Source organism: Streptomyces sp. NPDC057486 (assembly GCF_042802415.1).
GTDB lineage: Bacteria > Actinomycetota > Actinomycetes > Streptomycetales > Streptomycetaceae > Streptomyces > Streptomyces yanii.
Genome location: NZ_JBHVEE010000004.1, coordinates 1 through 24,218, shown reverse-complemented (window position 1 = coordinate 24,218; position 24,218 = coordinate 1). Strand labels below are relative to the sequence as shown.

Below are 24,218 nucleotides of genomic sequence, written 5' to 3'. Positions count from 1 at the left end.
GTGGAGGTGCCCGTGAGATGCCCGTTGGAGGCATTCCACAGTGTCAGTCGAGTTGAATCACACCATCATTCACTCCCGGGACAACCGGGAATCCGCCGAGTTCCTGGCGAACATCCTCGGTCTGGAAGTCGGCGCGGAATGGGGCCCGTTCATCCCGGTCGCCACCGCGAACGGGGTCACGCTGGATTTCGCGACCATTCCCGCCGAATCGATCATCGCACAGCACTACGCCTTCCTGACCTCGGAGGCGGAGTTCGACACGGCGTATGCCCGTATCAAGGAGCTCGGGATCACCTACTGGGCCGATCCGCACCGGAAGCATCCGGGCGAGATCAACCACAATGACGGTGGACGGGGCATCTACTTCCTCGATCCCGCCGGCCACGCCATGGAGATCATCACGCGTCCTTACGGCGGCTTCGCCTCGTAGCGGGGCCCGGCACACGAGGTGTTCGGCCGGGACCGGGTATCCGGGTCCCGGCCGGACCCTTCTGCGGTCCGTCAGCCGACCGGGAGCATCAACTCGGGCCGGTCCCACATCACGGCGGGCGGACGGGCCGTCTCGGTGCCGGTCCGCCGGGCACCCACACTGCGGTAGAAGCCCTCGGCCGGCGGATGCGAGACGATACGGACGCCGGTGAGTCCGGCATTCCGCGCCTCGCCGCGCAGATGCTCGACGAGCAGGCGGCCGATCCCGAGGCCCTGGGCGTCGTCGGCGACGAACATGAGGTCCAGTTCCGGGGGGTCGAGGATCAGGGAGTAGAAGCCGAGCAGGCGGCCGGAACCGGACTCTGCCGACTCGACGGCGGCGAACACCCGATGGGTCTCGATGTAGTCGGCTCCCACCCGGTATCCGGCGACCATGGGCGCGTAAGGCCCCTCGTAGGCACGGGAGTTCCTGACCAGTCGGGTGAGACGCTTCGCGTCGCCCACCGTCGCCCGCCGGACCCGCACCGCACGGCGCCCCACCTCGCCGCTCGACGGCGTAACACTCGGTCTCATAGAGGGAGTATTACGCACCGGTGGACGGGCCGCCGCCCCTGCCTACACCGAGCCGCGTCCGGCACGCCACTCCCCGACCACCGCGTCGACGTTGAACGGGCGCAGATTCAGCAGCGGCCCCGGCGGCGGCCGCCGGATCGCCGCCTCGATCTTCTCGTTGACCTCGGTGAGCATCCGGCGCACCTCGGCCTCCGAACGGGCTCCGGACACCGCCTCGCGCACATCCTCCGCCTCCTTGCGCAGGGCCAGGGCCGGCGGGAGCACCGACACGCCTTCGCGCTGCATCTTCGCCTTGATCCACCAGGCTTCGTCGTACGGGCGGTCGATATCGGGCAGCGGCTTGCCGAAACCCGGCAGTTGGGAGAAGTCGCCGCGCTCCTCGGAATCGCGGATCTGCTTGTCGACCCATGATTCGAAGCTGACCCCGGGGGGTTTGCGCTCGGTCACCGTACGCTCCTCTCGGAGAACCCATGATCCCGTCCCCCCACGATACCGAGGGGCGGCCCCTCAGTGCTGGTGCCCGCCGTTCGCCCCGGTCGGGGTCCTCACCGAGGGTTCCACCTCGACCGTGAAGGCGGCGGTGCGGACCTTCCCCTCGTGCTTGAAGTCGAGGAACAGGCGGTACGTGCCCGCGCTGGGCGCCGTCGCCGTGAAGGAGACCACCGGTCCGGGACCGCCGTCGTTCGGGTGGACGTGCAGATAGGCGAGGTCGCCCGAGCGCAGGGCGACCAGGTGCCCGTAGGCGCCGAGATAGGGCTGCAGATCGGTGACCGGCTTTCCGTTGCAGCTGATGGTCAGTTCGAGTTCGCTCTCCCGGCCGGCCCGGAGTTCGCCACCGAGGGCGACCCGGTAGCCCTCGACCTCGGCCGTGGTGCGGGCGACGGGCGGAGCGGCGGGGCGGTAGGCGCCGGAGACCGGCAGATCCGCGCCCAGCGTGAGGTTCTCGGCGCCTTCGACGGCCGGGGTGAAGTCCGCGAACACCCGGTAGTCACCGGCTTTCGGCAGATCGACGGAGGTCGACCAGGTGCCGTCGGCCGCGCGGACGGGGTGCAGATGCCGGTACTCGGTGAGGTCGCGCGAGGCGAGGATGAAATGCAGTTCCTTGCCGTGTTCGCGCCGGAAGGCGGTGACCTTGCGACCGGCGTCGTCCTCGATCGCGAACCGGATCCCGGTTCGGCCGCCCGCGGCGACTGCGGGCGTGTCGAGCGCCAGCGTGTAGCCGCCCTCGGATATCTGCAGTCCGCCGGGCCCGTGCTCCGCGGCGCCGTCCCGCCCGGTTGCGCCGTGGTCGCTGTGCTGCTGCGGCGCGTGAGCGCCGGTGGAGACCAGCGGGTCGGCCCCCTTGCCGACGCCGTACGCCGTCCCGAAGGTCGCGGCAAGCGCGGCGGCAAAGACGGTGATCTTCAGTCCGTTGTTCATGACGGCCTCCATCGACGGGGAAGCGGGCGCTTCCGCCAGGCCAACAACATACCCCCCAGGGGTATTAAGTCAACCTGTGAATCCCTGTCGACGGCTGTTCCGTGATCAGGTGGAGACCACGAGCCGGCTCCGCAGCCGCTCCACCACGGGCTCGGGGATCCGCAGCCCGTTGCGCACATATCCGTCGAGCCCGCCCCACCGCTCGTCCATGGCATCCAGGGCGACGTCGAGATAGCGGGGGCGGACCTCGATGATCGCGGCGGCGATCTCCGGGTCGCCCCCTGCGTCCAGGAAGCCCTGCACATACGGACGGAAGGCGGTCCGCACCACCGGGTTCACGGCAAGGAACTCGGCACGTACGACCTCGCGCGACGCCCCGACCATCAGCAGGAGCAACGCGGTGGCCCAGCCGGTGCGGTCCTTGCCCGCCGTGCAGTGGAAGAGCACCGGACGGGCCCCGTCGTCCGCGGCCGTCTCGACGAAGGCCCGGTACGCGGCCGAGGCGCCCGGCGACAGCACCATCTGCCGATATGTCTGCGCGAACAGTTCCTCGGCCTTTCCGCCTCCGAGCAACTCGTCCGCGGCCACCCGGTCGGCGAGCAGAGCGCGCAGCCGGGCGGGGGCCACGCCCGGCTTGTCACCGAGGACGTCGGCGACGAACAGCCGGGCTCCCGGCGGCAGACGGTCTGGGGCCGCCGTGCGCTCATCCGCGGTCCGCAGGTCGACGACCGTACGGATGCCGAGGGCGGTCACTGCCGGGTCGTGCACCGTGTCGAGCTCACTGAGCTGACCTGAGCGGACCACAGCACCGGGCCGGACGCGGCGGTCGGGACCCAGCGAAATGCCGCCGAGGTCGCGCATATTGATGACAGTGGCTGCCGGAACGGGCCTCGCGGTCTGCACGATGAACTCCCCTTACTCCGGACACGGCTGATGAATTGATTCGGCTCGGCCGAATCAATTCGCAGACTGCCGGGAGATCGACAAAGGAAAACGCCGGGAACGGGGCGGTGGGCGGCGGCCGGGTCAGCCTGCCAGAATCTTCGCCTTCTGCGCCTCGAACTCGGCTTCGGTCAGAACGCCTTGCTTCTTCAGCTCGGCCAGCCGTTCCAGTCGGTCGAGCAGGTCGTCCGCCGCAGGCGCGGCCGGCGCCATCTGCTGCTGCATGGCCTGTTGCTGTTGTACGGCCCGCTGGTCCTCCATCTGTTGCTGTGCGACCACCTCCTGGGCGCCCCACTTCTCCTGCTGACGCCTCTGGACCCGTCCACCGACCGCCGATGCGGTTCCGGCGACGGCGGCTGTGCGCGCCACGGTGCCCAGCAGTCCCGGTCCGCGGCGGTTCATGCCCGGTCCTCGGAAAATCGGCATGATGTGCGCCCCTTCCAGTGCGATGCGGCGATGACGACGGTTGGCGGGCAGGGCGGGTTCAGCCGGCGGAACCGGAGGCGGCCACGGCCGCTTCCGCGACGTCGGCCGGGATCCGCTCATGGGCCACCAGCCGGCCGCCCGAGGCACGAACGGCCTCCGTGAGCGGTACCGCCCACAGGTCTTCCCACACGATCAGCGCGGCGGAGCTGCCCCGCGGAATGCTCTCTCCGAGGGCGCGGATGTCCTCGCTGTTCAGCAGGCCGCTGACCACTCCTTCGACCGGCTCGAAGGACACCAGGTCATCAGGGTCCAGGTCCTCCAGTTCGACCATGTCGAGCGTGCCGTCCTCGGCGCGGTGCACAAACGTGAGGTCGAGAATCCGCACCGCCTTCGAGGCGACCGCGTCCGCCAGCGCCGGCGCGATGGCCCCCGTGAAACGACTGCCGGGGAATGCGACGACGAGGTACTCCACTGGTCCCACAGCCACGGGCGTTTCCTCTCCTGAGGGATGGAATGTCAGCAGCATAACTTCGGTTATTTACCGCCGCACTGTGACAATTCGCCCGCGGCGGCCACCTCTGTGGACGCCCCGGACAGAGGGCGAAGGGTCGCGCCCCCTCCGGCGTCCACCCAGTGGCGGGCCGTATCGGGAAAGCCTCCCAGCAGACGCGCACCACCCACCCAACCGAAGAGGACCGCATCTGCGGCACGATTCGTAGAATGATCTCGCAGCTGCAATGCAGGAAGCGAGTTCATGGCGCACATACCAGAATGGATCCAGGAAACACCGGGTTTTGACGGCCCTCCGGCTACGCCACTGTCCGTACCGGATCAAGCGCGTTGGGAGAGGGCAAGGTCACAGGCGGTCCCCCTGCTGCTCATCTGAGCCTTCGCCTAGCATCCAGGCATGACGGTCCTGCCTGCTGACGGGCTTTCGTTGGCCGCCGAGTTCCCTGATCCAGCCCATGAGCAGTGGCAGAGCCTTGTCGAAGGCGTGCTGCGCAAGTCGGGCAAGGATGTCGCGGGTTCGGCCGCCGAGGAAGCGTTGTCCACCACAGTGGAGGACGGGCTCATCACCCGCCCTCTCTACACCTCGCGCGATGACGCGCCCGATGCCGGATATCCGGGCTTCGCTCCCTTCACCCGCGGCAGCAAGGCCGCGGGGAACGCGGCAGGCGGCTGGGACGTGAGGCAGCGGCACAGCCTGACGGATCCGGCCCGGCTGAACGAGTCCGTGCTCGCGGATCTGGAGAACGGTGTCACGTCGCTGTGGCTGACCGTCGGCGGTACCTCGGGTGTGCCGGTGTCCGGTCTGGCGCGGGCGCTGGAAGGTGTCCACCTCGATCTGGCTCCGCTCGCGATCGACGCGGGCGGTGAACTCGACGCCGCGGCAACGGAACTGCTCCGGCTGTATCAGGCGCGCGGAGTTGCCCCCGCATCGGTGCACGGCAGTCTCGGCGCGGATCCGCTGGGGCAGGCGGCGCGCAGCGGTGACGCTCCGGATCCGACGGCCGCCGTGCACTGGGCGAAGCGGTGCGCGGAGGAGTACCCCGGGCTGCGGGCTCTGACAGTGGACGCGCTGCCGTACCACGAGGCCGGTGGCTCGGCCGCCCAGGAACTGGGCAGTTCGCTGGCCACGGGTGTGGCCTATCTGCGTGCGCTGACCGGGACGGGGCTCTCCGTCGAGGCGGCCTGCGCGCAGGTGGAGTTCCGGTACGCGGCGACGGCCGACCAGTTCCTGACCATCGCCAAGCTGCGGGCGGCACGCCGGCTGTGGGCGCGGGTGGCCGAGGTGTGCGGGGCGCCGGGCGCCGGTGCGCAGCGTCAGCACGCGGTGACGTCGCCGGTGATGATGACACGGCGCGATCCGTGGGTGAACATGCTGCGGACGACGCTGGCGTGTCTGGGCGCGGGGGTCGGCGGTGCCGACTCCGTCACCGTGCTGCCGTTCGATCACGCGCTGGGTCTGCCGGACGCGTTCGCCCGGCGCATCGCCCGCAATACGTCGACGATCCTGCTGGAGGAGTCGCATCTGGCCAGGGTCATCGACCCGGCGGGCGGATCGTGGTACGTGGAGCGACTGACATCCGAACTCGCCGACGCGGCCTGGGCGTTCTTCCAGGAGATCGAGCGGGCGGGCGGCCAGGCCTCGGCGCTTGGCTCCGGCCTGGTCGGCGAGCGGCTGGCGGCCACCTGGGCGGCGCGCAGCAAGGATCTGGCGCGGCGCAAGGAGCCGATCACCGGGGTCAGTGAGTTCCCTCAGCTGGCGGAGCGTCAGCTGGAGCGCGAGACGGCTCCCGGCGCCGGTGGCGCGTCGAGCGGTCTGCCCGTGGTCCGTCGTGACGAGGCGTTCGAGGCGCTTCGCGCACGGTCGGACGCCCATCTGGCGGCGACGGGCAGCCGTCCACGGGTGTTCCTCGCCGCGCTCGGACCCGCGTCTGCGCACACCGCGCGAGCCACGTTCGCCGCCAACCTGTTCCAGGCGGGCGGGATCGAGCCCGTGCACGACCCGGTGTCGGTGGACGCGTCGACGGCCGCCGGAGCCTTCGCCGCCAGTGGGTCAGGTGTGGCGGTGCTCTGTTCCAGCGACACGCTCTACGCCGAACAGGCCGGTGCCGTGGCCTCGGCGCTGCGCGCGGCCGGTGCGCAGCGGGTCTTCCTCGCGGGCCGTCCCGCCGAGTATCCCGACGTCGACGCGTACGTCTTCGCGGGCTGCGATGTGGTGGCCGTGCTCTCCTCCGTTCTCGACCGTATGGGTGTGGCGTAATGCGGATCCCCGACTTCTCCGACATCGAACTCGGGCCGGGCAACGGCGCCGAGGGGTCCGAGGACCAGTGGCGCACAGCGGTGAAGGAGTCCACCGGCGACCCCGAAGGCGATCTGCTGTGGGAGACGCCGGAGGGCATCCCGGTCAAGCCGCTGTACACCGGGCGTGACCTGGAAGGGCTCGACTTCCTCGGCACATACCCCGGTATGGCCCCGTATCTGCGCGGCCCCTACCCGACGATGTACGTCAACCAGCCCTGGACGATCCGGCAGTACGCGGGTTTCTCCACGGCTGAGGAGTCCAACGCCTTCTACCGCCGCAACCTCGCGGCGGGGCAGAAAGGACTCTCCGTCGCCTTCGACCTGCCGACCCACCGCGGCTACGACAGCGACCATCCGCGGGTGACCGGCGATGTCGGCATGGCGGGCGTGGCGATCGACTCGATCTATGACATGCGCCAGCTGTTCGACGGCATTCCGCTGGACCGTATGACGGTGTCGATGACGATGAACGGCGCGGTGCTCCCCGTACTCGCGCTGTACATCGTGGCCGCCGAGGAGCAGGGCGTACCGCCCGAGAAGCTGGCCGGGACCATTCAGAACGACATCCTCAAGGAGTTCATGGTCCGCAACACCTACATCTATCCGCCGAAGCCCTCGATGCGGATCATCTCCGACATCTTCGCGTACACCTCGCGGAAGATGCCGCGCTACAACTCGATCTCCATTTCCGGCTATCACATCCAGGAAGCGGGTGCGACGGCCGACCTGGAGCTGGCGTACACCCTCGCGGACGGGGTGGAGTATCTGAGGGCCGGGCGGGACGCCGGGCTCGATGTCGACGCGTTCGCACCGCGGTTGTCCTTCTTCTGGGCCATCGGCATGAACTTCTTCATGGAGATCGCGAAGCTGCGGGCGGCCCGGCTGCTCTGGGCGAAGCTGGTCAAGGAGTTCGACCCGAAGAACGCCAAGTCCCTGTCGCTGCGCACCCATTCGCAGACATCGGGATGGTCGCTCACCGCGCAGGACGTGTTCAACAACGTCACACGGACCTGTGTGGAGGCGATGGCCGCCACCCAGGGGCACACGCAGTCGCTGCACACCAACGCCCTCGACGAGGCCCTCGCGTTGCCGACGGACTTCTCGGCGCGGATCGCCCGGAACACCCAGCTGCTGCTGCAGCAGGAGTCGGGTACCGGCCGGGTCATCGACCCGTGGGGCGGCAGCGCGTACGTGGAGAAGCTGACGTACGACCTGGCGCGACGGGCGTGGCAGCACATCGAGGAGGTCGAGGCGGCGGGCGGGATGGCGCAGGCCATCGACGCGGGCATCCCGAAGCTCCGGGTGGAGGAGGCCGCGGCCCGCACGCAGGCCCGGATCGACTCCGGGCGGCAGCCGGTGATCGGGGTCAACAAGTACCGGGTGGAGACCGATGAGCAGATCGATGTGCTCAAGGTCGACAACTCCTCGGTGCGCGCCCAGCAGATCGAGAAGCTGCGGCGGCTGCGCGCGGAGCGCGACGAGGGAGCCTGCCAGGCGTCGCTGCGAGCACTGACGGCGGCTGCCGAGCGCGGTCCCGGCCAGGGTCTCGACGGCAATCTGCTGGCGCTCGCGGTCGACGCGGCCCGCGCGATGGCCACGGTCGGCGAGATCTCGGACGCTCTGGAGAAGGTGTACGGGAGACACGCCGGCCAGATCCGTACGATCTCCGGTGTGTACCGCAACGAGGCTGGGGAGTCACCTTCCGTGGACCGTACCCGGACGCTGGTCGACCGGTTCGAGGAGGCGGAGGGGCGCCGTCCGCGCATCCTGGTCGCCAAGATGGGCCAGGACGGCCACGACCGGGGTCAGAAAGTGATCTCGACGGCCTTCGCCGACCTGGGCTTCGACGTCGACGTCGGCCCGTTGTTCCAGACTCCGGCGGAGGTGGCGCGGCAGGCGGTCGAGGCGGACGTTCACATCGTGGGTGTCTCCTCGCTGGCGGCCGGACATCTCACCCTCGTACCGGCGCTCCGCGAGGAGCTGGCCGCCGAGGGCCGCGACGACATCATGATCGTCGTGGGCGGGGTGATCCCGCCGCAGGACGTCGAGGCGCTGCACGAGGCGGGTGCGACGGCCGTGTTCCCTCCCGGCACGGTGATCCCCGACGCCGCCTTCGATCTGGTGACGCGCCTCGGTGCCGCGCTCGGCCATGAGCTGTGAGCCGCTGACCCGATGGCTCCGACGATCGATATCGACAGCTATGTGAAGGGGGTGCTCGACGGGAAGCGGGCGCACATCGCGCGCGCCATCACTCTCGTCGAGTCCACCCGCCCCGATCACCGGGCCCTGGCCCAGCAGTTGCTCCGCGAGCTGCTGCCGCGGTCCGGCAACGCCCGGCGCATCGGGATCAGCGGGGTGCCCGGGGTCGGTAAGTCCACCTTCATCGACGCGCTCGGCACGATGCTCACCGGGCTCGGACACCGGGTCGCGGTGCTGGCGGTCGATCCGTCGTCCAGCCGCACCGGCGGTTCCATCCTGGGCGACAAGACCAGGATGGAACGGCTCGCGGTCGATCCGGCGGCGTACGTACGCCCCTCCCCCACCGCCGGGACACTGGGCGGGGTGGCCAAGGCGACCCGGGAGTCCATCGTGGTGATGGAAGCCGCGGGTTACGACGTGGTGCTGGTGGAGACGGTCGGCGTGGGCCAGTCGGAGACGGCCGTGGCCCAGATGGTCGACACCTTTCTGCTGCTCACGCTGGCCCGTACCGGTGACCAGCTGCAGGGCATCAAGAAGGGTGTCCTCGAGTTGGCGGACGCCATCGCGGTGAACAAGGCCGACGGTCCGCACGAGCGGGACGCGCGTGCGGCGGCCCGTGAACTGGCGGGCGCACTGCGGCTGATGCACCCTGCCGACGCGGCGTGGACTCCCCCCGTGCTGACGTGCAGCGCACGTGAATCAACCGGTCTCGACACCCTGTGGGAGCGGCTGGAGCAGCACCGTGCGCTGCTGGACTCGACGGGGCGGCTCGCCGCCAAGCGGCGCGGGCAGCAGGTCGACTGGACCTGGACGATGGTCCGGGACGAGCTGTTGGACAGTCTGCGCAGCCATCCCGAAGTCCGCGCCCTCACGCCGACTCTCGAACAACGCGTACGCGACGGCGAGTTGACGGCGACCCTCGCCGCCGAGGAGATCCTCGCCGCGTTCCGGGGCGAGGCGCGCAACGGCTGATCCGCGATTCCTCGGCCCTCACCCCGACGTGCGGTGCATGGTGAGGGCCAGGTGGATCTGGAGCCCGTGGTCGCCGTGGCGCCACTGCGGGCCGAGGAGCGACGAGATCCGGTCGATGCGCTGGTAGAGCGTGTTGACGTGGACGTACAGAGCGGTGGCGGTACGGCCCAGATTGCCGTCGCAGGTGAAGTAGGTGAGCGCGGTCCGCACGAGATCGCTGCCACGGGTCGCGTCGTGGTCGACCAGCGGGCCGATCGTACGGCGGACGAACCGGTCGAGTTCGTCGCGGCCCGCGGGGCCCAGCAGGATGCCGTGGATGCCGAGGTCCTCGCGGCAGGCTCCCTCGCCGACGCGGTCCAGGGCGATCAGTACGTCAAGACAGCGGGCCGCGTCGCGGTGTGCCTCGACGACAGCCGCGGCGCCGGGTGCGGCCCGCTCCGCGCCGACCGTGACGGGGTGTCCGGTCGCGGTGGTCAGGGCTTCGGCGAGGGTGCGGGCGGCGCCGCCGGGATCGTCCGCGCCCGGCAGCAGCACAACGGTGTTGCCGCCGTACTCGCCCACGACACCGCCGGACCTGGCCGCATGACCACCCGCCAGTTCCGTGATGCGGCGGCGTCTGCCGTGGTTCCCGCCACGGACCACCAGCACCACGTGGCCGCGCTCCAGGTCGAGGCCGACGAGCCCGGCCCGGCGGCGCAGCCCTTCGGGGTCACGGTGCGGGGCACCGAGCAGGTCGTCGAGGATCTCGCCGCGCAGCCGGTGCTCCGCCTCGGCGACCGTGCGCTCGCCGAGCAGCATCAACGCGGCTGCCTGCGCGGCCCGTTCGAGGGCGTGGATGTCGGAGGAGTCGAGTCCTCCGCGTACGAACAGCAGCGTGCCGAGGTGCTCGTCGGCGGCAACGATCGGGGTGACACAAGCGGTTCTGCGTACCGCGGAGCTGCGACGCTCGCGTGCCTGTGCCATCTCCGCCACGAGAGCTGACCGTTCGGGTGGTGCGGCGCCGGCTGCGGCGAGTGGCCGGTCCTGTGCGTCGAGGACGAGGACGCTGCCGCGCAGCACCTCGGCGAGCGCCGTGGCCAGTCCCCTCGGTCCGCCGCCGTCGAGGGCGACGGCGGTGAGCCGTTCATGGACGGCGACGGTCTTGCGGACCTCCTCGAAGAGGGTGGCGTTCTCGATGGCGAGAGCGGCGTGGTTGGCGAGGGAGATGAGCAGGTCGACCTCCTCGGGCGAGAACGGCCGAACCCTGCGGTTGGCGGCGAACAGCACTCCGTACACCTGATCACCGAATTTCAGCGGCACGCCCTGGATGGCCACCAGCCCCTCGGCGCCGATGACGCCGTCCACGTACGTGGTGTGCTCGAAGCGGGCGTCGTTGGGGTAGTCGGCCGTGTGGTAGGGCACGGCGGTCGCGGCGACAAGTCCGCCGAGACCGGTGCCTGCGGCGAGTCTCCCGGTCTTGAAGGCGTCCGTCGTGATGCCGTCGGTGACGCGTACGTATGTGTCTCCCTCCTCCGGGTCGGAGAGCAGCAGGTACGCGACGTCGGTTCCGACGAGGGTGCGGGCGCGGCGCACGATGGCCTGCAGGACGTCCTCCAGATCGCGCAGCGAGGCAAGGTCGCCGGCGGTCTCGTAGAGTCCGGCAAGCGCGGCCTCGCGGCGGCGGTGAGCGGCAAGCCGGGACCGTATCTCCAGGGCTTCGCCGACCAGTTCCGGTTCGGCGCCGACCGTGCGGAACGCCGCCTCGTCGGCTTCCTCGCACAGCAGGCGGAGCAGAGCGGCGGTGGCGGTCGTACGAGTCGTCGTCACCCGGCCAGTGATACCGCAGCGTTCCGGCAGTGACACCCGCGCGACGGAGAGAATCTCCACTCATCGGCGTCGACGGCGTGGCTCACCTCCATTTCCCGGAGGGCGGTGCACGGCCAACCATGGCCCCGTCCGTCTCCGTTCCCCGAGCGAACCCCCCACAGTGAAGGAGAGCGCATGATGAAGTTCCGCTCCCTGCGCACCGCCGCCGTCACCCTCGCGGCCGCACTGGCCGCGGCCCTGGGACTCACCGCCCCCGCCCATGCGGGTGAACCGGGCCTCCCCCGCCTCGACATCACCGACACCTATGTCACCGGGATCTCCTCCGGCGGCTTCATGGCCTCGCAGCTGCAGGTCGCCTACTCGGGCACGTTCAAGGGCGCGGGCATTGTCGCCGCGGGTCCGTACTACTGCGGCAAGGGCGGCATCGTCGTCGGCCTGGTCGCCTGCGGTACGGGCTTGATCTCCACCGACCCGGAAGGCATCGAGCAGATCGCACGGCGCTGGTCGGCGGAAGGCCGGATCGACCCGGTGTCGAACCTCGCGGGCAAGCCCGTCTACACGTACCACGGCACGAAGGACCCCCTCGTGCAGACGTCGGTGAGCGACGAAGGGGTGCAGTTCTACCGGGACTTCGGCGCCCGGACCGCGTACCACGACACCGACCCCGCGGGGCACGGCTGGCCCACTCCGAACGCCCCCCTGAGCTGCGGCACCACGTTCTACCCGTTCCTGATCAACTGCGGGAACGACCCGCAGGGCGAGATGCTCGGCCACTGGCTGGGACGGGTGAACGCACCCGCCGCCACGCAGTCGGGCACCATCAGCAGGCACGACCAGAACCGGTACGTGCCGGGCGGGCTGGCCCAGTGGTACAGCATGGGCAGCAGCAGCTTCCTCTACACGCCCGACTCCTGCGCGGCCGGGGCCGCCTGCAAGCTGGTCGTCGCGCTGCACGGCTGCCTCAGCGACAACACGTTCGTCGGTGACCGGTTCGCCCGCGAGTCCCATCTCAACGAGTACGCGGACACCAACAAACTGGTGATCCTGTACCCGCAGACCGACATCAGCCTGCTGCGCGGCAACCCGCAGGGCTGCTGGGACTGGTGGGGGTACACGGGCGGCGACTACGCACAGAAGTCGGGACCGCAGATGCGGGCGATCCTCAACGAGGTGCATGCGCTCGGCGGCTGAGCGCGCATGAGCAGGTCAGGGGCGGTGGCTGCGGGGCGGCCACCGCCCCTCCTGTATTCCCGGCGCGATTCGCGTCCGGCGGATGGTACAGTGCGAATGGCACGTGTGTACGCCCCGGTTTCGGGCGCCGGTGCCGGTTCTCCTTTCTGATGCTGTTCCTCCCGTCCTTCCCGGCCGGCGGCGCAGCCTTCCGCACCACCTTCTTTCAGTCCGCTACGGACTTTTCCTGCCCGCCGTCCGGGGCGTGATCACACCGCCCCTCACACCCGCCGGGCCCCTCGTTCGCCATGTCCGCGAAAGGACCACCCCGCATGACCACCACACTCGAACGCTCCCTCGACCAGCAACCGACCCCCACCACCGTCACCGGTGTCCTGGACATCACGCGCCAGGGGCACGGTGCCCTGCGCACCGACGGCGGCAACCCGTCCCCCGCCGACGTGCAGGTGTCCGCCGGCCTCGTCCGCCGGTACGGCCTGCGCAGGGGCGATCTCGTCGAGGGACCCTGCGACCGGGCCCGCTCCCTCACAGCGGCCGAGCGCGTGAACGGACGCACCCCGCAGGCGCTGCGCGACCGGCCGCACTTCGCCGATCTCACCCCCCTCCACCCCCGGCAGCGGCTGCGCCTGGAGACGCCAGGCGGCAGTCCGGCGACGCGCGTCGTCGATCTCGTCGCCCCGGTCGGCAAGGGACAGCGCGGGCTGATCGTCGCCCCGCCCAGGGCCGGAAAGACCGTGCTGCTGCAGCAGATCGCCGCCGCCGTCGCGGCCAACCACCCCGAGTGCCATCTGATGGTGGTGCTGCTCGACGAACGCCCCGAGGAGGTCACCGACATGCGCCGTTCCGTGCGGGGTGACGTGCTCGCCTCGACTTTCGACCGGCCCGCGAAGGAGCACATCGCACTCGCCGGACTCGCGGTGGAGCGTGCGAAGCGGCTCGTCGAGCAGGGGCAGGACGTCGTGATCCTGCTCGACTCGCTGACCCGGCTCTGCCGGGCCCACAACAATGCCGCCACCGCCGGTGGCCGCACCCTCAGCGGTGGGGTCGACGCCACTGCCCTGCTCGGTCCCAAGCAGCTCTTCGGCGCCGCCCGGCTCACCGAGGAGGGCGGCTCGCTGACCATCCTCGCCACGGCGCTGGTGGACACCGGTTCCCGCGCCGACGACTTCTTCTTCGAAGAGCTCAAGAGCACCGGCAACATGGAACTCCGGCTGGACCGCACGCTGGCGGACAAGCGGGTATACCCGGCCGTGCACATTCCGCAGTCCGGCACCCGCCGCGAGGAACTGCTGCTCCCTGCCGCCGAACTGTCCGCCGTCCGAGGTCTCCGGGGCGCACTGCACACCCGGGACGCGCAGGCGACCCTCGAAGTGCTGCTGGACAGGATCCGGCAGACCCCCGACAACGCGACGTTCCTCCGCAGCATCCGCGGCACCGTCCCCGCCGCCTGAACCTTCCCGGCGGAAGCAGAACCCTCGGCATAGCATGACGTGTTCACGTATCAGCACAGGGAGAGCAGGCACATGGAATTCCGCCGACTCGGCCGCAGCGGTCTGACGATCAGTGAGATCGCCTACGGGAATTGGATCACCCACGGCTCCCAGGTGGAGGAGGAGGCGGCCGTCGCCTGTATCCGCGCCGCCCTGGACGCCGGAATCACCACTTTCGACACGGCGGACGTCTACGCCGAGACCCGCGCCGAGTCCGTCCTCGGCCGGGCGCTCAAGGACCAGCGCCGCGAGGGCATCGAGGTGTTCACCAAGGTCTACTTCCCGACCGGTCCGGGACAGAACGACCGCGGCCTGGGCCGCAAGCACATCCTCGAATCGATCGACAACTCCCTGCGTCGACTGCAGACCGACTACGTGGACCTGTACCAGGCGCACCGCTACGACCACTCCACGCCGCTGGAGGAGACCATGGAGGCGTTCGCCGACGTGGTCCGCTCCGGCAAGGCCCTCTACATCGGCGTCTCCGAATGGACGGCCGACCAACTGCGCGCCGGACACCGGCTGGCCCGCGAGCTGAACGTTCCGTTCATCTCCAACCAGCCGCAGTACTCGGCGCTGTGGCGGGTCATCGAGACCGAGGTGGTACCCGCCTCCGAGGAGCTCGGCGTCGGTCAGATCGTCTGGTCGCCGATCGCCCAGGGCGTGCTGACCGGCAAGTACAAGCCGGGGGCGCAGCCTCCGGCCGGTTCGCGGGCGACCGATGAGAAGGGCGGTGCGGACTTCGTCGCCGGGTGGCTCCGCGACGACGTCCTGGAGCGCGTCCAGCAGTTGCGGCCGCTCGCCGACGAAGCCGGTCTGAGCCTTGCGCAGCTGGCCGTCGCCTGGGTGCTGCAGAACTCCAACGTCTCCGCCGCGATCATCGGCGCCTCCCGGCCCGAGCAGGTCACGGAGAACGCGAAGGCGGCGGGCGTGACGTTCGACGCGGACCTCCTCAAGGCCATCGACGACGTTCTGGAGCCGGTGGTGGAACGGAACCCGGCGCTGACCGCGGGCCACGGGGGCAACGACTGAGTCGACCGGTCACCCGCGACGGGGAGGACCGGGCTCACCGTCCGGGTGACCCCGCCCTCCTCGTCCCGGGCGTTCCGACGGTGTGTCGGCGTGCGCCCCCGGTCACAACGTGCTGGTCCCATGGGTCACACGTACGACACTGCGCGACGCAAGGAACGTGACCGATGGACGAACAGGAACTTCTGGCGGGGCGCTTCGAGCAGCACCGGCCCCGGCTCAGGGCGGTGGCCTACCGGATGCTCGGATCGGCGGCCGAGGCGGACGACGCCGTCCAGGAAACCTGGCTGCGGCTCACCCGCACCGACGCCGAAGGGGTGGAGAACCTCGGTGGGTGGCTCACGACGGTGGTCGCCCGCGTGTCGCTCAACATGCTGCGCACCCGCGACACCCGACGTAAGAACCCCTGGGAGACGCACCGGCCGGAACCCGCCGTGGGACACCGGGACGGCACCGGTCCCGAACAGCAGGCGGAGCTCACCGAGTCGGTCGGACTGGCGATGCTCGTGGTGCTCGACACGCTCTCGCCGGCGGAGCGCCTGGCGTTCGTGCTGCACGACATGTTCGCCGTGGCGTTCGACGAGATCGCCCCCATTGTGGAACGCACCCCCGCCGCGACCCGCCGGCTCGCCGACCGTGCGCGCCGACGCGTCCGGAGCACCGTGCCGATGCCGGCGCCCGGGTCGGATCCCGCCCGCCGTCGCGAAGTCGTCGACGCGTTCCTGGCCGCGTCGCGCGAGGGCGACTTCGAGGCGCTGCTGGCCCTGCTCGACCCGGACGTCGTCCTGCGCGTCGACGCAGCGGCCGCCCTGTCGGGCGCGGCCGCGGCCGTCGGGGCCCGGGCGGTCGCCGACACCTTCTCGGGGCGTGCCGGGGCGGCGCAGCCGGCGCTGGTCGACGGTGTTCCGGGCGCCGTCCGGGCTTCGGCCGGGAAGCCGCGGGTGGTCTTCGACTTCACCGTCGAGGACGGCAGGATCGTCTCGATCGACCTCCTCGCCGACGCCGATCACGTCGACCGGATGGATGTGCGGATCCTCGACGCCTGAGCGCCCGGCCGGCTGGGCCCGCTGTTCCGTCGGAGCAGCGGGCCCAGGGCCTGTCGCCGAACATCCGTCGTCGCCCGCGGAAGCGGTTCGGCAACGGGACCTCGGGACTCAGGCGGGCTGGATGAGGCCGATCACATTGCCGTCCGCGTCCTTCAGCGAGGCGGTGAGCCTGCCTCCGCCGACGTCCTGGATCGCCTGCACGGTCTCCGCACCCGCTTCGAGGAGCTTCTTCACGTCGGCCTCGATGTCGTCCACGTGCCGATGGGCGAGCGGACCGGTCATCCCCTTGCTGTGGCCGTGGGGGTCCAGACCGATGTCCTGACCGGCGACCCGGTAGCCGACGCAGTACGGCTCGTCCATCACGGGCTCCGCCCCCAGCAAGGTGTTGAACAGGGACTCTCACCCGGCCAGGCCCTTGACGGGGTGGATGATCGTCTCGATGCCTGCGGTCATGGCGTGCTCCTCGTGTCGCGTGACCTGCTGTCTGTCACAGCGACGGAACTCCGTCCGTCGGTGCTGTGACACGCGCCGCCGGAGGAATGTGACCGGACCCGATGAGGAATTCCGAAATCAGCCGCGGGCGGTCATCGACGCCGTGTGCTCACGGACCTGTGCCGGCGTGAGATAGGCGTCCGTGTACTCGAAGTCGCGCAGCGTGGCGGGCTGCCTGGCCTGGAATCCGGTGCGTACGAAGTCGTCACCGGCGATCGCGTTGAGCATCCAGTTGGTCATGACCCGGGCCTTGGCCACATTGGTGCGCAGCGCCGACCAGTGATAGCCACGGGCCACGGCCTGCGCGGTGATGCCGTGCATCTCGATACCGAGCGGCTTGGAGACCGCGTCCTTGCCGCCGAGGTCCACGACGAGCCCGAGGTCCCTGTGGACGTACGGCTTCAGCGGCTGGTGGCGCAGCGTCGCGATCAGGTTGTCGGCGAGCCTGCGTCCCTGGCGCATGGCGTGCTGTGCGGTGGGCGGGCAGACCGCGCCGTCACCCTTGATCAGATCCGGGACGGCGGCGGCATCGCCGAGCGCGAAGACGCCCTCGAACCCCGGCAGGGTCATCTCGGGTGTCACTGCCAGCCGGCCCCGTACCGTTTCGGCGTCGAAGGTGGCGACCAGCGGGCTCGCGGTGACACCGGCCGTCCAGATCAAGGTGCGGCAGGGCAGTTCGCGGCCGTCGGTGAGTGTCACCTTGTCCGGTCCGGCTTCGGCGACGGAAACGCCGAGCGATACCTCGATGCCACGCTCGCGCAGGACTGCCAGGGCGCTGAGCCCGAGCTTGTCCCCCAGCTCGGGCATCAGCTTCGGGGCGATGTCCACCAAGTGCCACTTGATGAGCTTCGGGTCGAGCCGGGGGTACTGCCTTACGGCGTTCATGGTGATCCGCTGCAGACACGCTGCGGTCTCGGTGCCCGCGTAGCCGCCGCCGACGACGACGAACTGCAGCCGGGAGGCCCGTTCCTCCTCGTCGTGGCTGGCGTCCGCCAGGTCGAGCTGGGCGATCACATGGTCGCGTACATAGGCGGCCTCGGCCAGCGTCTTCATGCCGCGGGCGTTGTCGAGCAGCCCCGGGATGTCGAACGTACGGGTGACGCTGCCGGGGGCGAGGACGATGTAGTCGTACGGTTCGTCGACGATCTCGTCGGTGATCTTACGGATGACGCAGATCTTCGCCTTCGGGTCCACGCCGATCGCTCCGCCGGGGATGATCCGGGTGCGGTGCCGGCGGCTGCGGCGCAGCGACACCGCGACCGATTGCGGGGTGAGGACGCCCGCGGCCACCTGGGGCAGCAGTGGCAGGTAGAGCTGGTAGGAATTCGGGGCGACGAGCGCGATGTCCGCCTCGCCGGGGTTGAGTCGGCGCTCCAGTCGGCGTACACACTCGACCCCGCCGAATCCGGCGCCGACGACGAGAATCCTGGGTCGTGCCACGGTGTTCGTCCCTTCTCGGGTCTGCGCGGTCGCCCGTACTCCTGCCCGGTCACACGCGCCCATCACCCCTCATCCTCACGAACCGCGGCCGACTTCGCCCGCTGAGGGCGGCGGAACGGACGACGGCACGGAGTCAGCGGGTCAGCAGGGTGAGGGCTGCGCAGGTGCAGCTGACCGCGCATGCGGTGACGACGGCGGTCGCGACGCAGCGTGCTCTGAGCGCGCCGTAGCGGTCGTTGTACTCGCCGCGCAGTTCCATGGCGCGGGCCGAGATCCGGGACAGCATCGCCCGGGATGCGTCGACCCGCTCCGCCGTGTAGACGCGTTCCACGTCCTCACGCTGGGCCGTGGTGAGCCAGGGCAGCTCCCCGGTGAACCGGGCAGCCCGCCTGCGCGCCTCCTCGACCTCGGCGTTCCACAGCAGGTAGCCCTCCATCTGTGCCAGACCGCGGGCGGTGCTGTCCTTGTCCTCGTCCATTCATCCTCCTTTCACCGGGGCTCCGTCACGCCGGATTCCGCCCCGGCCCCCCGGGGGCGATGTGCGGGCGGTTCTGCGCCTGGTCGAGGGTGCGTACGGCGGGGTGGTGCAGGTCGAACGCCGGGGATTCGGAGCGGATCCGCGGCAGGGTGAGGAAGTTGTGCCGCGGGGGCGGGCAGGAGGTCGCCCACTCCAGCGAACGGCCGTAGCCCCACGGGTCGTCGACCTCGATCTTCTTGCCGTACTTGGCGGTCTTCCACACGTTGTAGAAGAACGGCAGCAGCGACAGTCCGAGCAGGAACGAGGAGATCGTCGAGACCGTGTTCAGCGCGGTGAACCCGTCGGCGGCGAGGTAGTCCGCGTAACGACGCGGCATGCCCTCGGCACCGAGCCAGTGCTGTACCAGGAACGTGCCGTGGAACCCCACGAACAGCGTCCAGAACGTGATCTTGCCGAGCTGCTCGTCCAGCATCTTGCCGGTGAACTTCGGCCACCAGAAATGGAATCCGGCGAACATCGCGAAGACCACGGTGCCGAACACCACGTAGTGGAAGTGCGCGACGACGAAGTACGAGTCCGAGACATGGAAGTCCAACGGCGGCGAGGCCAGGATGACGCCGGTCAGACCACCGAAGAGGAACGTCACCAGAAAACCGATGGACCAGAGCATCGGAGTCTCGAAGGACAACGATCCCTTCCACATCGTGCCGATCCAGTTGAAGAACTTCACCCCGGTCGGCACGGCGATCAGGAACGTCATGAAAGAAAAGAACGGCAACAGCACGCCGCCGGTGACGAACATGTGGTGCGCCCACACGGTGATCGACAGGCCCGCGATGGCGATGGTCGCGGAGATCAGACCGATATAGCCAAAAATCGGTTTGCGGCTGAATACGGGAATGATTTCGGAAACGATTCCGAAGAACGGCAGCGCGATGATGTACACCTCCGGATGGCCGAAGAACCAGAAGAGGTGTTGCCAGAGCAGCGCGCCACCATTGGCCGCCTCGAAGACGTGCGCCCCGAACTTGCGGTCCGCCTCCAGGACCAGCAGGGCCGCCGCCAGCACCGGGAAGGCCAGCAGGACCAGCACAGCGGTCAGCAGGACGTTCCACACGAAGATCGGCATCCGGAACATCGTCATGCCGGGTGCGCGCATGCAGATGATCGTGGTGATGAAGTTGACCGAACCGAGGATCGTGCCGAAGCCGGAGAAGGCCAGTCCCATGATCCACAGGTCGCTGCCGATGCTGGGCGAATGGACCGCGTCGGTCAGCGGGGAGTAGGCGAACCAGCCGAAGTCCGCCGCCCCCGCCGGAGTCAGGAAGCCTGCCACGGCGATGATCGAGCCGAAGAGGTACAGCCAGTACGCGAACATGTTCAGCCGCGGGAACGCCACGTCGGGCGCGCCGATCTGCAGCGGCATGATCCAGTTCGTGAACCCGGCGAACAGCGGCGTCGCGAACATCAGCAGCATGATCGTGCCGTGCATCGTGAACAACTGGTTGTACTGCTCGTTCGAGACGATCTGCGTGCCGGGGCGGGCCAGCTCGGCGCGCATGATGAGTGCCATCACGCCGCCGACGACGAAGAACGCGAACGAGGTGACCAGGTACAACGTGCCGATGGTCTTGTGATCGGTGGTGGTCATCCACCTGACGACCACATTGCCCGGTTCCTTGCTCCGTACCGGCAGCTCGTTCGCGTACGACTCGTCTGCCTCGTCCGCCCCAGCTGTGCCCATCGTCGTCACTACGACGCTCCTTCGATCGGTCCTTCGCGGGTGGACTCGACACCCGGCGGGGCACCGCTCCCACCAGGGCGGCCGACAGGTCCCCCGGCGCGTCACGCCAGTCCCCTGATGCAGCAAACCAGCCACGGGACCGACGTGGGCTGCCCGGCGCCCACCGTGGCGTGACATTCACCCATCAGGGTGCGCCGAACCGCCGCGGTGTCCGGTCCGGATCAGCCATGGCCCCTGCGGTACCAAGGGGCGGCCGGGGCATTCGCAGCCGTGTGCGCTCCGGCATCCGGCGGCACGGGCGTCACCGTCGGCCGGGCATCCGGCGCCGTCGATGTCACACGTCCTCAACTCAGCTTCCGTGAGAATCCGTTGCTCCCCATGACGCGGCCCACGCAGAGCTGAGTGGGCAGGTGTCGATGCCCCGGTCAGCGTCTGCCCGTACAGGGCGTCAACCGGCCTCGGAGGGTGCCCGGCGGATCGACGCCGGCCGGCGGGCCCGCCTCTCCGGCTCCGACCTGGAGGGCCACCCTCGGTCGCGGCGGCGCCCCGAGGCGAGCACCCCGCTCCGCCCGAGGAAGCGGCGGGGAGAGACGTGGAGCCGGCGGAGGGGGCCTGACCCCGGACGTCGGCCCTGCTCCGCCCGCAGTCCCCTACTCGATGACGAGCTCGACCGGGATGTTGCCGCGAGTCGCGTTGGAATAGGGGCAGACCTGGTGAGCCTGCTCGACCAGCTTGCGGCCGGTGGCCTCGTCGACGGTCCCGGGCAGCTCCACGCGCAGCGTGACCGCGAGACCGAAACCCTCCCCCAGCTTGCCGATGCCGACTTCGCCGGTCACGGCGGCGTCGCTGACATCGACCTTGGCCTGCCGACCGACGAGGCCCAGGGCACTCGCGAAGCAGGCCGCATAACCGGCGGCGAACAGCTGCTCAGGGTTCGTGCCCTGGCCGCTCCCACCCATCTCCACCGGAATGGCCAGCTGCAGATCCAGCTTGCCGTCGGGGGTGACGGCGCGGCCCTCGCGGCCGTGGGTGGCGGTGGCGGTGGCAACGGCGGTGTAGAGCGCTTCCATGGAAACCATCCTTCTCGAAAGTCATGTTCCAGCGGCGCTGTCCGCCCGCTTCCCCACCAGGAAAGCACACAATTAAGTTGTGCACAATTGAATGGCTCGCGGGGGTACTCTGGATTCATGACCTTCACGCCCGGCCCGAGCCGCGAAGCCCCGCCCGAGGCCGACTACCTCCGCCTCGACCAGCAGATCTGCTTCTCCCTGAACGCCGCCTCACGCGCCTTCGGCGGCGTCTACCGCGTCCTCCTCAAGGACCTCGGGCTCACCTACCCTCAGTACCTGGTGATGCTGGCGCTCTGGGAGCACGGGGAACTGCCGGTGAAGAAGCTGGGCAAGTATCTGCGGCTGGACTCCGGCACGCTGTCGCCGCTGCTCAAGCGCTTGGAGGCGGCGGGCCTGGTACGGCGCGAGCGCAGCGCCGAGGACGAGCGCTCGGTGCACATCGACCTCACCGACGAGGGCGCCGCCCTGCGCGAGCGGGCGCTCGCCGTCCCCCGCCGGATCGCCGCGGCAACCGGCTTCGGTCTCGAAGAAATCACCGATCTTCAGGCTCGCCTCAACCGCCTCACAGCAGCGCTGGACGCAGCGGTACTGGAAGAGAACCCGAGCTGCGCCGACGGAGCATTCGAGGGATAGCGCCGCACAGCGAGCAGGCGGACAGGACCTCCCGAACACGCCCGGATCGCCTGGTGGATCACGGCCGGACAACCCCCCCGATCCACTGTGCAGGCCCGTGCCGGGCGCCCATGCGGCGATGGCCGGCATCTGCGAGCACAGCGTAAAAGGCCACGGCGACCCCGAGTCGCACGCACCGGACGCCGCCGGGCCCACCCTTCGGGCGGACGGCGGGACTTCCGACGCCCGCCCTAGGGGAGCTCACACACTGGGCGCCCGCGGCAACCACGCGCCGCAGCGGCGGGGGCACGTGAAGCGGTTCCTTGAACTCCTCGTACATCGCCGTCCGGTTGCCTCGGGACCGGCCTACCGCCATTCGGCATACGCACCGGGGTCGCAGAGTTCGAGGACGATCTCACCCGTCTCCGGGGCAGCTTCCGCCACGGGTCGCACGCGCGCGCCGACGTGCACCAGGTGCGGCGCGGCGCCCACGACACGGCACCGGAACACGAACCCTTCGGGCAGCCGGACGAGGGACTCGTTGCGTGCCGCCTCTGTGTAGCGGTGCACCACGCTGGTCCGTACGACGACGCCGAGGCCGTCACTGCGTACGGAATCCAGATCGCTCGACGCGCACACTGGGCACAGAAGCCGCCTGAAGGACGCGGTGCCGCACCAGCGGCAGAGCTGATGGATCAGTCCGGTTTCACCTTGCGCCGCTGGTGCGGCACCGATCGCTGAAACGGAGTGGGACACGTCTCGACCCCCTGAACTCGGCTCGGTGCGTCAGCGTCGTGACTCGACACAGACGCACGCGCATCGTATGGCACTGAGTGTCGGGACGTAAAGGTACTGAGTTCCTTCTCTGTGATCAGTCCTCGGTGAGAGCCGACTCGATCCTCTGCACCACACGCCACATCGGCGTGCTCCTGGAGGCGACCACCACGACGACCTCGTCGTCGTCCGCGGTCGGCCCCGCGGTGCCTGCGGCCTTCGCCCCCCAGACTTCCTGCACGACACCGAGGGCATGATCCACCGCGGCCTCGGCGTCACCTTCGCCACCCAAACGCAGCCACGACCGCAGGCCGTTGTTGTGCGCGGCGACCACGGCAGCAGCGATCACCTCGGCGTGCAGCGGGCCGTCCGGAGTGCCGACGTAGCGACCCCGCAGGTATTCGGCCATCGTCCGTTCGTAGCGGCGCACCACGGACAACTCGTAGGTACGCAGGCCGGGAACCTCCCGTGTGAGGTGGTAGCGCTGGACCGAGAACTCCGGATTCGCCGCATACATCCGCAGGACGAGCCGGGCTGCATCGCACACATTGCTCACCGGGTCGCCGTCGTCGGCCGCCTCCAGAAGCGCCGTCATGTCGGCGAGGCAGCGCTCGTGGTCGGGGAAGACCACGTCCTCCTTGGAGGGGAAGTACCGGAAGAAGGAACGCCGTCCGACCCCGGCCCGCGCAACGATGTCGTCCACGGTGGTCCGCTCGAAGCCCCGTTCCAGGAAGAGCTGGAACGCCGCTTCGGCGAGCACCTCCCGCATGGGAGGTTTCTTCACTGGTCTGCGCGCCTCGGTCATGCCCGGAACCTAACACCAATACCGACCGTTCGACACTACGTACCTTTACAGAGGGTACTGAGTGCCATATGGTCACTTCAGGACCCACACCCAGGTAGGAGAGCCGGCGTGAGCTTGAGGATCGTTGTCTGTGTGAAGTATGTGCCCGATGCCACTGGTGACCGGCACTTCGCTGATGATCTGACGCTGGACCGTGAGGATGTGGACGGTCTGTTGTCGGAGCTCGACGAGTACGCGGTGGAGCAGGCGCTGCAGATCGCCGATGAGGCGGACGACGCGGAGATCACTGTGGTGACGGTGGGTCCGGAGGATGCCAAGGACGCGTTGCGCAAGGCGCTGTCGATGGGTGCGGACAAGGCGGTTCATGTCGAGGACGAGGGTCTGCACGGTACGGATGTGATCGGTACGTCGCTGGTGCTGGCGAGGGCGGTCGAGAAGACGGGTTACGACCTGGTGATCTGCGGTATGGCGTC

Annotated in this window: 25 protein-coding genes; 10 read left to right on the top strand and 15 right to left on the bottom strand. The window is 69.4% G+C overall.

Annotated features, from left to right (window positions below; translation table 11 throughout):
• The first annotated feature begins 40 nt into the window (after nt 1–40).
• Nucleotides 41–430 (top strand): VOC family protein, encoded by a 390-nt coding sequence (locus tag ACFU6I_RS03620; RefSeq protein ID WP_384360974.1) that lies wholly within the window; start codon nt 41–43, stop codon nt 428–430.
• Between the two features lie 71 nt (nt 431–501).
• Here ACFU6I_RS03620 and ACFU6I_RS03615 read toward each other — a convergent pair whose 3' ends face one another.
• From ACFU6I_RS03615 to ACFU6I_RS03590, 6 genes are all read right to left on the bottom strand, one after another.
• On the bottom strand, nt 502–1,002 hold the full coding sequence (locus tag ACFU6I_RS03615; RefSeq protein WP_384360971.1) for a GNAT family N-acetyltransferase: 501 nt from the start codon (nt 1,000–1,002) through the stop codon (nt 502–504).
• 42 nt (nt 1,003–1,044) lie between these two features.
• Nucleotides 1,045–1,449 carry a DUF1992 domain-containing protein gene (locus ACFU6I_RS03610; protein ID WP_384360968.1) on the bottom strand — a complete coding sequence of 135 codons (405 nt, stop codon included), beginning with the start codon at nt 1,447–1,449 and terminating at the stop codon, nt 1,045–1,047.
• A 60-nt stretch (nt 1,450–1,509) separates the two neighbouring features.
• On the bottom strand, nt 1,510–2,421 hold the full coding sequence (locus tag ACFU6I_RS03605; protein WP_384360965.1) for a hypothetical protein: 912 nt from the start codon (nt 2,419–2,421) through the stop codon (nt 1,510–1,512).
• A 105-nt stretch (nt 2,422–2,526) separates the two neighbouring features.
• On the bottom strand, nt 2,527–3,324 hold the full coding sequence (locus ACFU6I_RS03600) for a tyrosine-protein phosphatase (RefSeq protein WP_384038987.1): 798 nt from the start codon (nt 3,322–3,324) through the stop codon (nt 2,527–2,529).
• 123 nt (nt 3,325–3,447) lie between these two features.
• The gene (locus ACFU6I_RS03595) at nt 3,448–3,765 is read right to left on the bottom strand and encodes an SHOCT domain-containing protein (protein WP_384361253.1); all 318 of its coding nucleotides are present in this window, start codon (nt 3,763–3,765) and stop codon (nt 3,448–3,450) included.
• Nucleotides 3,766–3,847: 82 nt separating this feature from the next.
• Nucleotides 3,848–4,276, bottom strand: coding sequence for a DUF6325 family protein (locus ACFU6I_RS03590; RefSeq protein WP_384360962.1), 429 nt, complete (start codon nt 4,274–4,276; stop codon nt 3,848–3,850).
• 420 nt (nt 4,277–4,696) lie between these two features.
• Here ACFU6I_RS03590 and mutA point away from each other — a divergent pair, with 420 nt between their 5' ends.
• From mutA to meaB, 3 genes are read left to right on the top strand one after another with little or no spacing between them, the layout of a single operon-like run.
• Nucleotides 4,697–6,556 (top strand): methylmalonyl-CoA mutase small subunit, encoded by a 1,860-nt coding sequence (gene mutA / locus ACFU6I_RS03585; protein WP_384360959.1) that lies wholly within the window; start codon nt 4,697–4,699, stop codon nt 6,554–6,556.
• Nucleotides 6,556–8,757 (top strand): methylmalonyl-CoA mutase, encoded by a 2,202-nt coding sequence (gene scpA / locus ACFU6I_RS03580; protein ID WP_384360956.1) that lies wholly within the window; start codon nt 6,556–6,558, stop codon nt 8,755–8,757. The genes mutA and scpA overlap by 1 nt, the downstream gene beginning before the upstream one ends.
• Nucleotides 8,758–8,769: 12 nt before the next feature.
• Nucleotides 8,770–9,768, top strand: coding sequence for a methylmalonyl Co-A mutase-associated GTPase MeaB (gene meaB, locus ACFU6I_RS03575; protein ID WP_384360954.1), 999 nt, complete (start codon nt 8,770–8,772; stop codon nt 9,766–9,768).
• An 18-nt stretch (nt 9,769–9,786) separates the two neighbouring features.
• On the opposite strand, the gene ACFU6I_RS03570 is transcribed toward meaB, so the two are convergent.
• The gene (locus tag ACFU6I_RS03570; protein WP_384360951.1) at nt 9,787–11,574 is read right to left on the bottom strand and encodes a helix-turn-helix domain-containing protein; all 1,788 of its coding nucleotides are present in this window, start codon (nt 11,572–11,574) and stop codon (nt 9,787–9,789) included.
• Nucleotides 11,575–11,748: 174 nt separating this feature from the next.
• Here ACFU6I_RS03570 and ACFU6I_RS03565 point away from each other — a divergent pair, with 174 nt between their 5' ends.
• The 4 genes from ACFU6I_RS03565 to ACFU6I_RS03550 all read left to right on the top strand — a co-directional run bounded on the left by ACFU6I_RS03565 (nt 11,749) and on the right by ACFU6I_RS03550 (nt 16,330).
• A complete protein-coding gene (locus ACFU6I_RS03565) occupies nt 11,749–12,765 on the top strand; it encodes a hypothetical protein (protein ID WP_384360948.1) in 1,017 nt (338 codons plus the stop codon).
• A gap of 311 nt (nt 12,766–13,076) precedes the next feature.
• The gene (gene rho / locus ACFU6I_RS03560; RefSeq protein ID WP_384360945.1) at nt 13,077–14,216 is read left to right on the top strand and encodes a transcription termination factor Rho; all 1,140 of its coding nucleotides are present in this window, start codon (nt 13,077–13,079) and stop codon (nt 14,214–14,216) included.
• A 72-nt stretch (nt 14,217–14,288) separates the two neighbouring features.
• The gene (locus tag ACFU6I_RS03555; protein ID WP_384360943.1) at nt 14,289–15,287 is read left to right on the top strand and encodes an aldo/keto reductase family protein; all 999 of its coding nucleotides are present in this window, start codon (nt 14,289–14,291) and stop codon (nt 15,285–15,287) included.
• 164 nt (nt 15,288–15,451) lie between these two features.
• Nucleotides 15,452–16,330: a sigma-70 family RNA polymerase sigma factor gene (locus tag ACFU6I_RS03550; protein WP_384360941.1), complete on the top strand. Its 879-nt coding sequence runs from the start codon at nt 15,452–15,454 to the stop codon at nt 16,328–16,330.
• 108 nt (nt 16,331–16,438) lie between these two features.
• On the opposite strand, the gene ACFU6I_RS03545 is transcribed toward ACFU6I_RS03550, so the two are convergent.
• The 6 genes from ACFU6I_RS03545 to ACFU6I_RS03520 form a co-directional block, all read right to left on the bottom strand.
• Nucleotides 16,439–16,690 (bottom strand): VOC family protein, encoded by a 252-nt coding sequence (locus ACFU6I_RS03545; protein ID WP_384360938.1) that lies wholly within the window; start codon nt 16,688–16,690, stop codon nt 16,439–16,441.
• Nucleotides 16,691–16,729: 39 nt separating this feature from the next.
• The gene (locus ACFU6I_RS03540) at nt 16,730–16,855 is read right to left on the bottom strand and encodes a hypothetical protein (RefSeq protein WP_384360936.1); all 126 of its coding nucleotides are present in this window, start codon (nt 16,853–16,855) and stop codon (nt 16,730–16,732) included.
• A 45-nt stretch (nt 16,856–16,900) separates the two neighbouring features.
• Nucleotides 16,901–18,262 carry an NAD(P)/FAD-dependent oxidoreductase gene (locus tag ACFU6I_RS03535; RefSeq protein ID WP_384360934.1) on the bottom strand — a complete coding sequence of 454 codons (1,362 nt, stop codon included), beginning with the start codon at nt 18,260–18,262 and terminating at the stop codon, nt 16,901–16,903.
• Between the two features lie 133 nt (nt 18,263–18,395).
• Nucleotides 18,396–18,740: a hypothetical protein gene (locus ACFU6I_RS03530; RefSeq protein WP_384360931.1), complete on the bottom strand. Its 345-nt coding sequence runs from the start codon at nt 18,738–18,740 to the stop codon at nt 18,396–18,398.
• Nucleotides 18,741–18,765: 25 nt separating this feature from the next.
• A complete protein-coding gene (ctaD, locus tag ACFU6I_RS03525) occupies nt 18,766–20,484 on the bottom strand; it encodes a cytochrome c oxidase subunit I (RefSeq protein WP_384361251.1) in 1,719 nt (572 codons plus the stop codon).
• A 650-nt stretch (nt 20,485–21,134) separates the two neighbouring features.
• On the bottom strand, nt 21,135–21,554 hold the full coding sequence (locus ACFU6I_RS03520) for an organic hydroperoxide resistance protein (RefSeq protein ID WP_384360928.1): 420 nt from the start codon (nt 21,552–21,554) through the stop codon (nt 21,135–21,137).
• Between the two features lie 117 nt (nt 21,555–21,671).
• Between ACFU6I_RS03520 and ACFU6I_RS03515 the strand changes: the two genes are divergently transcribed.
• Nucleotides 21,672–22,187, top strand: a complete 516-nt coding sequence (locus ACFU6I_RS03515; protein ID WP_384360925.1) for a MarR family winged helix-turn-helix transcriptional regulator — start codon at nt 21,672–21,674, stop codon at nt 22,185–22,187.
• Between the two features lie 345 nt (nt 22,188–22,532).
• Here the strand turns inward: ACFU6I_RS03515 and ACFU6I_RS03510 are convergent, their stop codons facing one another.
• A complete protein-coding gene (locus ACFU6I_RS03510) occupies nt 22,533–22,901 on the bottom strand; it encodes a Zn-ribbon domain-containing OB-fold protein (RefSeq protein WP_384361248.1) in 369 nt (122 codons plus the stop codon).
• 136 nt (nt 22,902–23,037) lie between these two features.
• Complete coding sequence (locus ACFU6I_RS03505; protein WP_384360923.1) at nt 23,038–23,745, bottom strand: TetR family transcriptional regulator; 708 nt, start codon at nt 23,743–23,745, stop codon at nt 23,038–23,040.
• A gap of 108 nt (nt 23,746–23,853) precedes the next feature.
• Between ACFU6I_RS03505 and ACFU6I_RS03500 the strand changes: the two genes are divergently transcribed.
• A partial coding sequence (locus ACFU6I_RS03500; RefSeq protein ID WP_384360921.1) for an electron transfer flavoprotein subunit beta/FixA family protein occupies nt 23,854–24,218 on the top strand: 365 nt, incomplete at its 3' end.

Bases quoted from the DNA above. Each gene is read 5' to 3' on its own strand.
- ACFU6I_RS03615 (WP_384360971.1), bottom strand. From the start codon at position 1,002: ATGAGACCGAGTGTTACGCCGTCGAGCGGCGAGGTGGGGCGCCGTGCG.
- ACFU6I_RS03605 (WP_384360965.1), bottom strand. From the start codon at position 2,421: ATGAACAACGGACTGAAGATCACCGTCTTTGCCGCCGCGCTTGCCGCG.
- ACFU6I_RS03595 (WP_384361253.1), bottom strand. From the start codon at position 3,765: ATGAACCGCCGCGGACCGGGACTGCTGGGCACCGTGGCGCGCACAGCC.
- mutA (WP_384360959.1), top strand. From the start codon at position 4,697: ATGACGGTCCTGCCTGCTGACGGGCTTTCGTTGGCCGCCGAGTTCCCT.
- scpA (WP_384360956.1), top strand. From the start codon at position 6,556: ATGCGGATCCCCGACTTCTCCGACATCGAACTCGGGCCGGGCAACGGC.
- meaB (WP_384360954.1), top strand. From the start codon at position 8,770: ATGGCTCCGACGATCGATATCGACAGCTATGTGAAGGGGGTGCTCGAC.
- ACFU6I_RS03565 (WP_384360948.1), top strand. From the start codon at position 11,749: ATGATGAAGTTCCGCTCCCTGCGCACCGCCGCCGTCACCCTCGCGGCC.
- rho (WP_384360945.1), top strand. From the start codon at position 13,077: ATGACCACCACACTCGAACGCTCCCTCGACCAGCAACCGACCCCCACC.
- ACFU6I_RS03555 (WP_384360943.1), top strand. From the start codon at position 14,289: ATGGAATTCCGCCGACTCGGCCGCAGCGGTCTGACGATCAGTGAGATC.
- ACFU6I_RS03550 (WP_384360941.1), top strand. From the start codon at position 15,452: ATGGACGAACAGGAACTTCTGGCGGGGCGCTTCGAGCAGCACCGGCCC.
- ACFU6I_RS03545 (WP_384360938.1), bottom strand. From the start codon at position 16,690: ATGGACGAGCCGTACTGCGTCGGCTACCGGGTCGCCGGTCAGGACATC.
- ACFU6I_RS03530 (WP_384360931.1), bottom strand. From the start codon at position 18,740: ATGGACGAGGACAAGGACAGCACCGCCCGCGGTCTGGCACAGATGGAG.
- ctaD (WP_384361251.1), bottom strand. From the start codon at position 20,484: ATGGGCACAGCTGGGGCGGACGAGGCAGACGAGTCGTACGCGAACGAG.
- ACFU6I_RS03520 (WP_384360928.1), bottom strand. From the start codon at position 21,554: ATGGAAGCGCTCTACACCGCCGTTGCCACCGCCACCGCCACCCACGGC.
- ACFU6I_RS03515 (WP_384360925.1), top strand. From the start codon at position 21,672: ATGACCTTCACGCCCGGCCCGAGCCGCGAAGCCCCGCCCGAGGCCGAC.
- ACFU6I_RS03505 (WP_384360923.1), bottom strand. From the start codon at position 23,745: ATGACCGAGGCGCGCAGACCAGTGAAGAAACCTCCCATGCGGGAGGTG.